Raw genomic sequence first — 8,838 nt, 5'->3', positions numbered from 1 at the left:
CCGGAAGGTGCGCTACAAGGGGCTGGTCAAGAACCAGACGCAGCTGCTCACCCTGTTTGCCCTCGGCAACCTGGTGATGGCGGGAAGGTGCCAGGGTGATGCTGAAGGGGCCAGTGCGTCTTGAATCTGGCCTGGCAGCTGGAAAACCCGGCTGCCAGGTAAAGCAGGCCATCTGAAACGGTCGAGCAATGACCGCTGAGACGATGGTCTGGCCAGGCTGAACGGTTCAGCCGACCAGAAGCGAATTGTTCAGTGGTTCCCTAAGCGAGAACATACTCAATATACATGGCTGACATGCTGGCAGAATGGCTAGTGTGTCGGCCTCCTGATGGTATGAGAGTTTATTGAAATTCCTTGCTGGAACGCGAACTACCAGCCCGCTCGCAGCAATAAACACTGCTGTCGCCTTATACATGTCAGCGTCATTTCCTTTGTAAATTAAAAGGGCTGGCGAATTTGCCAGCCCACTTCGAAGTGTGAAGAATGGGGTGTCCTGCGTTACATCACTAAGTTATCCATTTGCAGCTGGAGTAGATACGTGTCGATATCGACGGCACCTTCAACTTTCTCCATATCGTTCTCGGCGACCACGTCAAATAGATCCGATTCCTGATAGGTTTTGTAATCGCGACGCTTTCCCTCACCAGACTCTTTTACCATCACCAGCTCTGCAGCGGTCAGTTCGGGTGCATCTTCCCTGACTTGCCATGTGTAGATCTCGACAACGCTGGTGACGTCGTAGATTGAGTTGGCCTCCGCGATTTCCTCCTGGTGGCCTGCGACAATATTATTATGGGTGTCCATATTCATGTCCAGGAAGTCTTCAGCTACCTTGAGAGTTTGACCCTGGCCGATGATGGCGCTACGGCTGGCCCCGGTCTGCTCCATCTCTGCCAGTTTGGCGCGTGCGCGGTCCACTCCCAACTGATACCGCTCGATCGATTCTTTGTGGCGCTGTAAATACTCCTCATGCTGATTGCGCAGATCCTCGATCACATCGTCGCGCTCGTTTTGCATCCAGGCGACCCCACCTTCCAGAGTGCAGCGGTACTCTACAATGGTAGTGCCCGAGGAGTCCTCAGTTTCCGACCACTGTGGGTTCGTGCAGACAGTACGGTTGTCGAGGATGCTGCCGTAGGTCTGTTCGCCCATGCCTTCGATGGCGGTGTTTTTGACGGTTTCCACATGATCGGCGCCGCACGCGCTCAGGGGCAAGGCCATGCAAGCGGCCAGGAAGGTCTTCTTCATCATGCGATTTCGTTTCCTTATCGTATTTTTCGTCATTAGGCTTGCGGTTTAGGTGCCGGCAAGCGCTCGTTCCCTGCTAGGGCCGGAGCCTTCTACCCTGCGGCGAGTGCTCGATAGGGTGGGTGCCGGGTTAATGGGCAATACAGCCCTATATAAGTTTATATTTGTATACGTTTGATGAACAGTCTGTTGCTGACCCCGGATGCCGAGACCTTGGAGCCCTGGCTCGATCCTCAACTGACCGACCGCGAGACGATCCGCCAGGTGGTGCATCACCTGCCCTCCGGGATGCTCACCCACTGGCCGGTGAGCCCGCGGGTCAACAAGCCCACTCACGATGATGCGGATCTGATCGAGCCCATCGCTCCCTGATTCGAGAAGTGTTCCGTGACGTGGCCGCAGGCCTGGCAGGTGATGCGGTAGCGCCTGCCATCGACCTTCTCCAGGTCGAACGCTGCCCACCTCGGCCCATCCTCCGCGCGGATCTCCGTGGCCCCACACGGGCACATCATCACCCACCGACCTCTGGGCACCGGCATCAGTGTGATCTCAGGCATGGCTTGGCCCTCCTTGTTGCCCCTTCAAGGTATGCAACGCAGGCGGGCGGCGACTGTAGGAAATCGACGATGGGGGCTGTGCTGATACGTCGACGCGTGCCGTGAGGTGGGGAAGGGTTGGTGCGATAGACCTTGCCGAGCCAGGTCGGCAAGGCCCTCGAGCCGGGGGGTTACTCGGCGGGCTTGAGGGTGCCCATCCCGGTTTCCTTGACGAAGTAGGTGCCTTCCAACTCATCCAGCAGGGAGAGGGTGTTGCGGGCCATCAGCAGGCCCATTTTCGGGTGCTGGCGAAGGAACACGGTGTTGCCGGGTTCCACATTGATATCGATGGAGGCCCAGTTCTCCGCCTTGGAGTAGACGGTGTGCTGGCCCGGCTCGACGGGGAAGTAGATGTGCTGGTTACCCCGGTTGTAACCGACCTCGGAGGTATCTGCCTTGTCATCCAGGAAGACATTGAAGCGTACCAGGGTGCCGACCGTCTCAGGGCGCACCACGTAGACCATGCCTTCATCGGCCGCCGGCTGCTGGGGGAGGGTGTAGCCCTGCAGATCGGCTTGCATGTTGGCCGAGGAGGGTGCCTTGGCCGCACAGCCCGTCATCAGCACCAGCACCAGCATTGCCAGCAGTAGCTTGCCATAACCCATCACCCGCGCGTTTCCTGCGTTCATGAACAACTCCTTATGATTTTTTTCGGCTTTACATCATGAAAGCCCTTTGTCAGTCGGCAAGAGGTTGTTTCCCTCCATCTCATCGTGATGGGAGGTCATACCTATCGCTCGATCTGCGGGCAGTGTCTTCGCTGACCAGAGTGTCTGATCGGCAAGCCCGAGCTTTACTTTAGCCTTGGCTTATAGGACGTCAAGTGGCGGCTTTGGGTAGCTCGAGCCAGTTGGTCGTCCAGCGGGGAGTGCGGCGAGCGCAGCGCAGGTGCCAAGCGGCGTTCTGACTGGGCATGCCGAGCCGCACGGTGCCGCGGCCCATCTCCTGGTTGAGTTCGTCCAGGGCGGCCATCAGCTGGTGATCTCGATCACGCTGCGCGGCTCGCTCGGGCGTGTCGAGCAGTGAGAGCTGTTGGCGGTTGGTGTCCATCAGGTCGAGCAGCATCACCCCTCCCTTCATGAACCGGTACCCGCGGCGATAGATCGCCTCGAGGCCCTGCCGGGCGGCGGTCAGGATTGATCGGCTGTCGTCGGAGGGCTCGGGTAGCTCGACCACGACGCGGGGGGAGTACTGTGGAGGGTCCGATCGATGGCGGTTGGTCTTGTGGAAGACGAGCACGGCGCGGGCCAGGCTGTCCTGCCGGCGCAGTTTCTCGGCGCCGCGCTGGGCGTGCTGGCGGATGGCTGCCTGCAGCTCGCCCAGATCGCCGGTGAGGCGGCCGAAGGAGCGCGAGGTCATGATTCGGTCACGTGGCCGGTCGGTATCGTTGAGCTCGATGCAGGGCGTGCCCTGGAGTTCCCGCACGGTGCGCTCCAGCGTGACGGAGAAGCGACAGCGGATGGCCTTGGGGTCGGCCTGACGGAGATCCCAGGCGATTTCGATGCCCTGGATGGCCAGCCGCTCGACCAGGCGCCTGCCGACACCCCAGACTTCGCCCAGGGCGGTGCGCTCGAGCAGGCGGCGTGTCTCGTCGCCCTCGGCGGGGATCACACACACGCCGTTATAGCCGGGCAGCTTCTTCGCCGCGCGGTTGGCCAGCTTGGCCAGGGTGCGGGTGGGGGCGACGCCCACGCAGACGGGAATACCGGTGAACTGGCGCACGTTGCGGTAGAGCGTGCGCGCCAGGACCTGGGTGGGGGCGGCGTTGAAGCCGTCGAACAGGACGAACATCTAGTAAGGCGACGACGATGTGTCCGGTCAGGGGCATGGGATGATCCGAATCAAGACCGGGATGATAAGTATCGTGGATGAACCTTCAGGGTGGCAGAAGATGGTTAAGAATGCTTGTATGAAATAGCAGACAAGATGCTGAGAGGGACAAGGATGTCGTATTACCTCTACTGGGGTAAGGCCAGGCCGGTGGATGGCGGTGATAGCTGCCATCTGCTGCCTTATCACAGCCTGGATGTGGCGGCCGTGGGTTGGTACCTGCTCGAGACTCAACGGCCCCTGGCCCAGCGTTTGGCCAGCCAGCTTGGTCTACCTCCCGACTCCATGCGGCGATTCTTCGTCTTCCTGCTAGGCCTGCATGATCTCGGCAAGTTCGCGCGTGCCTTCCAGGGCGTGGCCCGACCGGAAGGCGTCGAGCTGGCCCCCCCGATCGAGCGGTTGGCCTATACCGAGCGCCATGACCGGCTGGGGGCCTTGCTATGGCAGTCCTGCTGGATCGAGTGGCTGCAGGACGGCACGCTGCGCTGGCCTGACCGCGATCTCGATCGCAAGGCGCGTCGACAGCTCAGCGAGACGTTGCGGGTCATCCTGGCTCCGATGTTTGGCCACCATGGCCAGCCGGTGGAGCCCGGCCGGCTGGAGCCGACGGAGTTCTTCGGGCACGACAACAGCGCCTCGGATAGTGAAGCCGCCCACCGGTTCGTCGCCGACTGGGCCGACTTGATCGACCTCGACTGGCCGGTTGATCAACTACTCTCCCCCGAGTGGCGACAAGCCTTTCTCGACCTGAGCTGGACGATCGCCGGCTGGGCTACTCTCAGCGATTGGCTGGGGTCGAATCGCGACCATTTCACTTACTGCCAGGACCCGATGCCGCTGGCCGAGTATTGGCCCATCGCGCTCGAACGTGCCGAGCAAGCGCTGCAAGAGAGCGGCTTTGCGCAGCCTCCCGAGCCGGTGGCTTATGCCGGTCTGGCTAGCTGGTTCGGCAGCCAGTCGGTCACGCCGACCCCGCTGCAGAGGGAGGCCGAAACCCTGCCCATCGGCGACGGCCCCCAGCTGTTCATCCTCGAGGACGTGACCGGCGCCGGCAAGACCGAGGCGGCCTGCATCCTCGCCCAGCGCCTGCTAGCGGCCGGTCATGGGGAGGGGCTGTATTTCGCATTGCCGACCATGGCGACCTCCAACGCCATGTATGAGCGACTGGGGAATCTGCATCAACGCTTCTATGCCGTGGCGTCTCGTCCTTCCTTCGTGCTGGCCCATGGCGCTCGTGAACTGAACGACACTTTCGTGAAGGCCGTGGCCACGGAGCAGCCGGAAGACCTGGACTACGCCGGCGACGACATGACGGCCACGACGCGCTGCAATCGCTGGCTGGCCGATTCGCGCAAGAAGTCGCTGCTGGCCGATGTGGGGGTGGGCACCATCGACCAGGCGCTGATGGGGCTGCTGCCGTTTCGGCACCAGTCGCTGCGTCTCTACGGCCTGGCGCGCAAAGTGTTGGTCGTCGATGAGGTGCATGCCTACGACCACTACATGCAGACCCTGCTCAATCAATTGCTGGCCCATCATGCCCGTCAGGGCGGCAGTGCCATCCTGTTGACCGCGACCCTGCCGCATGGCATGCGCGAGGCCCTAGCTTCTGCGTGGCTCGAGGGGTTGGGGCAGGCACCTGTCTCGATGCAGGAGGAGGCGTTTCCGTTGTTGACCCAGGTTGGCCATGACCTGGCGCGGGAGGTCCCGTTGGCCACGCGCCCCGAGATGTCACGGGACGTGGGCATCGATTGGCTGACTTCGGAGGAGCAGGCGCTCGACACCGTGTTGGCAGCAGTCGAGGCGGGAGAATGCGTCGCCTGGGTGCGTAACACCGTGGATGATGCCATCCGCGCCTATGAACAGCTACGCCAGCGCCATCCTGATCCCGAGCGTTGCCTGCTGTTCCATAGCCGCTTCGCGATGGCCGATCGTCAACGCATCGAGTCGGACGTCATCGAGCGACTGGGCAAGGCCTCCATCGCCGATCAGCGTCGCGGACAGCTGCTGATCAGCACCCAGGTCTTCCAGGAGTCACTCGACTGTGATGTTGACCATATGGTCAGCGATCTGGCCCCCATCGACCTGCTGATTCAGCGTGCTGGGCGCCTGCAGCGCCATGGGCGTGGCCCGCGCCGCGCCCCCGTTCTCGCCATCCTGGCACCGGAGTGGAGCGAGGCGCCGGATGCGCAATGGCTCAAGCGCACCCTGCCGGGCACCCAAGCGGTCTATCGCGATACGTCCTTGTTATGGCTGACCCAGCGTGTATTGCGCGAACTCGGGGCGATTCGCATGCCCGCTGAGGCGCGTGAGCTGATCGAGAGCGTCTACGGCCGGGTCGCCGACCTAGTGCCGGATGGCCTGCAGGAGGCGAGGTGGGAGCAGCGCGGCATGCAAGGGGTGGCCGTCTCGATGGCCAACTTCAACGCCCTGTCACTCGAGCAGGGCTATCTTCGTCATCCTGAGGCCGATCAGTGGCAGGAGGAACTGGAGATCGGCACGCGGCTGGTCGACGAACCGACGCTTAACGTCGTGCTGCTCAAGTGTACGGCCGATGACGAGCTGACGCTGTGGGTCGAGGGTGAGCGCCACGCCGCCATGCTCAGCCAGGTGAAACTGCGCCAGAGCCAGGCGGAAAAACTGGCGGAGCTGCCTGCCGGCGATCAGGCCCAGTGGGAAGCCCTTCAGGGACGCTACAAGGGACTGCGCTTCACCCGGCCCTGGCTGGTCGAGGCCGACACCGATTGCGCCTATGACGCGCAGTGGGGGGTGAGGTTTTCACCAAACACGGATAACCAGGGGGATGGATGTGAATCTGCTTAACGATCCATGGTTGCCTTTCCGCACCAGGGAAGAAATCATCGTCTACCGGCCGCCCACCGCGGTGGCCGATCCCGAGATCGTCGATCTTGCCCTGCCTCGGGCCGATTTCCAGGGCGCCGCCTATCAGTTCCTGATCGGCCTGTTGCAGACCGCGCTGCCGCCGCAGGATCAAGGTAACTGGCTGGACCGCTTTATCGAGCCGCCGGGTATCGGGGAGCTGGAAGTCGCCTTCGCACCCTTCACCGCCGCCTTCGAACTGGACGGCGACGGACCGCGCTTCATGCAGGACCTCGATCCGCTCGACGACGTCAAGGACGCCACGGTCAGCGGCCTGCTGATCGATGCGCCCGGTGCGAACGGCATCAAGAACAACACCGACTTCTTCGTCAAGCGTGGGCGTGCCGAGGTGATGTGCGAGGGCTGCGCGGCACTGGCCCTGTTCACCATGCAGATCAATGCCCCGGCCGGCGGGGCGGGCATTCGCGTCGGTCTGAGAGGCGGCGGGCCGCTGACCACGCTGGTGTTGCCAGAATCACCCGACGCCAGCCTTTGGTCTCGCCTGTGGCTGAACGTCGTGACGCCCTGGTCGCTGACACGGTCCGGGCACGCATGGCAGGAGCCATGTGTCGATGACGATAGCCTGTTCCTGTGGATGGCGCCGACCCGGGTCAGCGACAAGAAGGGCACCGAGGTGCTGCCCGAAGGCATGCATCCATTGCACCCCTACTGGTCGATGCCGCGTCGCTTTCGGCTGCTGTTCGAGGACGAGGCGTGTCGCTGCGACACCTGTGGGCGTGAAACCACTCGCGCCGTGCGTCGCATCCGTGGCAAGAAGCAGGGCGCCAACTACGACGGGCCCTGGCTGCATCCGCTGACGCCTTATCGTCGCGACCCCAAGAAGCCCAATGAGCCACCGCTGTCCACCAAAGGACAGCCGGGCGGCCTGGGGTATCAGCACTGGTCGAACCTGGTATTGCACGATGCCAACGCCAGCGGCGCGCTGCCCGCCCAGGTGGTGCAGGACTACGTCTCGGAAAAGGTGCTGGTCGTCGACGAGGAGCGCCGTTTCGGGGAAGAGATCGCCGCACTGCTCAAGCATGTTCGGCTGTGGGCCTTCGGCTATGACATGGACAACATGAAGCCGCGCGGTTGGTACAGCGTCGAGATGCCGCTGGTGGCCGTGCCTCCCGCGCACCAGGAGCGACTGCGTGACTGGGTACAGCGCTTCACCGACCTGGCCCGCCAGGTGGCCTGGATGGTGCGCACCCAGGTCAAGAATGCCTGGTTCGCTCGTCCTTCCGACGCCAAGGGCGACATGACCCATATCGATCTGGCGTTCTACGACGCCACCCGTGGCGCCTTCTTTCATGCGTTACACGGTTTCCAGCAGACGCTGGCGGAGGCCGATGACGCGCCGCGCCTGCCTTCCGAGGTGGCCGAGCGGTGGTACCGCACGCTGAAGCGTGAGGGGATGGCGCTATTCGAGGAGCAGGCACTGAGCGGGGCGCTGGAGGCGGCGGATCTGCAGCGCGCGACCGCGGCACGGCGTCAGTTGCAGAGCTTCCTGGCCGGGCGCAGCAAGGGCAGCAAGGCTATTCGTCAATTTGCCGAGACCGGCGGCTTCGCCTTGATCGCCGAGCCGGCAGCTACCGAAGAGGGTGTGTCATGAGTGAAACGGAACTCGCATCCGCGGCGGAGGCCCCGCCGCGCGTCCCCGAACGACCCTATGCCATCAAGCGCAGTGAAGCCGATGCCCTGCGGCGCTGGTGGCAGCGCCTGACGTTGTCCTCCGAGGCGTTGCAGGCTCATACCGCGGCCCCGCCTTGGCCCAAGGGCATGCGGGCGACACTGCGCCGCTGCGACACCATCGAGGCGGCGATGCTGACGGAGGCCTTCCGCCACCTATGGAGCTCGTTGCCGGCGAAAGACGATCAGCCGGAAAGACAGCGGGACCAGCGGTTGCAGGCCTGGGCCTGCATCGCACTGGTGGTGGCCGAGCTTCGCGAGGAACAGCCCAGGATGCCGCTGGGAGCCGGTCTCGGTCGGCAGAAGCGCGAAACCGGCAAGCCGTACATGAGCGAGCTGCGCTTTCAGCAACTGATGACGTCTAGCACACCGGAGGAGCTGGTACAGCGCCTGCGCCGCGGCCTGGCGCTGATCGACAAGCGTGGCGTCAGCGTCGTGCACCTGGCCGACAACATCGCGCTGTGGTGGCGTGAATACCAGGGTGGGGCCTCGCCACAACCCACCCGGCGGCTGGGTTTCATCTGGGCCAATGACTACTTCGGTGCCGCGGCCGGCTATCGACAAGACAACCAGTGATCCGTCAACGACGACAGGGAGT

7 protein-coding genes and 1 pseudogene are annotated in these 8,838 nt (G+C 63.1%); 5 read left to right on the top strand and 3 right to left on the bottom strand.

All coding sequences use genetic code 11. The features are described 5' to 3' along the window. Positions 1-124: pseudogene (locus tag QWY76_RS04425) on the top strand (IS5/IS1182 family transposase); the annotation flags it as partial. 374 nt (positions 125-498) lie between these two features. Here QWY76_RS04425 and QWY76_RS04420 read toward each other — a convergent pair. Continuing rightward, a complete protein-coding gene (locus tag QWY76_RS04420; RefSeq protein WP_290309891.1) occupies positions 499-1,251 on the bottom strand; it encodes a hypothetical protein in 753 nt (250 codons plus the stop codon). Positions 1,252-1,425: 174 nt separating this feature from the next. On the opposite strand from QWY76_RS04420, the gene QWY76_RS04415 reads away from it, so the two are divergent. Further along, positions 1,426-1,620, top strand: coding sequence for an SOS response-associated peptidase family protein (locus tag QWY76_RS04415; protein ID WP_290309890.1), 195 nt, complete (start codon positions 1,426-1,428; stop codon positions 1,618-1,620). 355 nt (positions 1,621-1,975) lie between these two features. Here QWY76_RS04415 and QWY76_RS04410 read toward each other — a convergent pair whose 3' ends face one another. Next, positions 1,976-2,473 carry a hypothetical protein gene (locus tag QWY76_RS04410; RefSeq protein ID WP_290309889.1) on the bottom strand — a complete coding sequence of 166 codons (498 nt, stop codon included), beginning with the start codon at positions 2,471-2,473 and terminating at the stop codon, positions 1,976-1,978. Between the two features lie 190 nt (positions 2,474-2,663). Beyond that, a complete protein-coding gene (locus QWY76_RS04405; RefSeq protein WP_290309888.1) occupies positions 2,664-3,635 on the bottom strand; it encodes a DinB/UmuC family translesion DNA polymerase in 972 nt (323 codons plus the stop codon). A 153-nt stretch (positions 3,636-3,788) separates the two neighbouring features. Here QWY76_RS04405 and cas3 point away from each other — a divergent pair, with 153 nt between their 5' ends. From cas3 to casB, 3 genes are read left to right on the top strand one after another with little or no spacing between them, the layout of a single operon-like run. Further along, on the top strand, positions 3,789-6,494 hold the full coding sequence (cas3, locus tag QWY76_RS04400) for a CRISPR-associated helicase Cas3' (RefSeq protein ID WP_290309887.1): 2,706 nt from the start codon (positions 3,789-3,791) through the stop codon (positions 6,492-6,494). Next, entirely contained in the window at positions 6,475-8,163 is a 1,689-nt protein-coding gene (gene casA, locus QWY76_RS04395) for a type I-E CRISPR-associated protein Cse1/CasA (RefSeq protein WP_290309886.1), read from the top strand. The genes cas3 and casA overlap by 20 nt, the downstream gene beginning before the upstream one ends. Further along, positions 8,160-8,816: a type I-E CRISPR-associated protein Cse2/CasB gene (gene casB, locus QWY76_RS04390; RefSeq protein ID WP_290309885.1), complete on the top strand. Its 657-nt coding sequence runs from the start codon at positions 8,160-8,162 to the stop codon at positions 8,814-8,816. The genes casA and casB overlap by 4 nt, the downstream gene beginning before the upstream one ends. Positions 8,817-8,838 lie beyond the last annotated feature (22 nt).

It is taken from the genome of Halomonas maura (assembly GCF_030409305.1).
Lineage (GTDB): Bacteria > Pseudomonadota > Gammaproteobacteria > Pseudomonadales > Halomonadaceae > Halomonas > Halomonas maura.
This window is presented reverse-complemented; position numbering and strand designations above follow the sequence as displayed.

Bases quoted from the DNA above. Each gene is read 5' to 3' on its own strand.
- QWY76_RS04420 (WP_290309891.1), bottom strand. From the start codon at position 1,251: ATGATGAAGAAGACCTTCCTGGCCGCTTGCATGGCCTTGCCCCTGAGC.
- QWY76_RS04415 (WP_290309890.1), top strand. From the start codon at position 1,426: ATGAACAGTCTGTTGCTGACCCCGGATGCCGAGACCTTGGAGCCCTGG.
- QWY76_RS04410 (WP_290309889.1), bottom strand. From the start codon at position 2,473: ATGAACGCAGGAAACGCGCGGGTGATGGGTTATGGCAAGCTACTGCTG.
- QWY76_RS04405 (WP_290309888.1), bottom strand. From the start codon at position 3,635: ATGTTCGTCCTGTTCGACGGCTTCAACGCCGCCCCCACCCAGGTCCTG.
- cas3 (WP_290309887.1), top strand. From the start codon at position 3,789: ATGTCGTATTACCTCTACTGGGGTAAGGCCAGGCCGGTGGATGGCGGT.
- casA (WP_290309886.1), top strand. From the start codon at position 6,475: ATGGATGTGAATCTGCTTAACGATCCATGGTTGCCTTTCCGCACCAGG.
- casB (WP_290309885.1), top strand. From the start codon at position 8,160: ATGAGTGAAACGGAACTCGCATCCGCGGCGGAGGCCCCGCCGCGCGTC.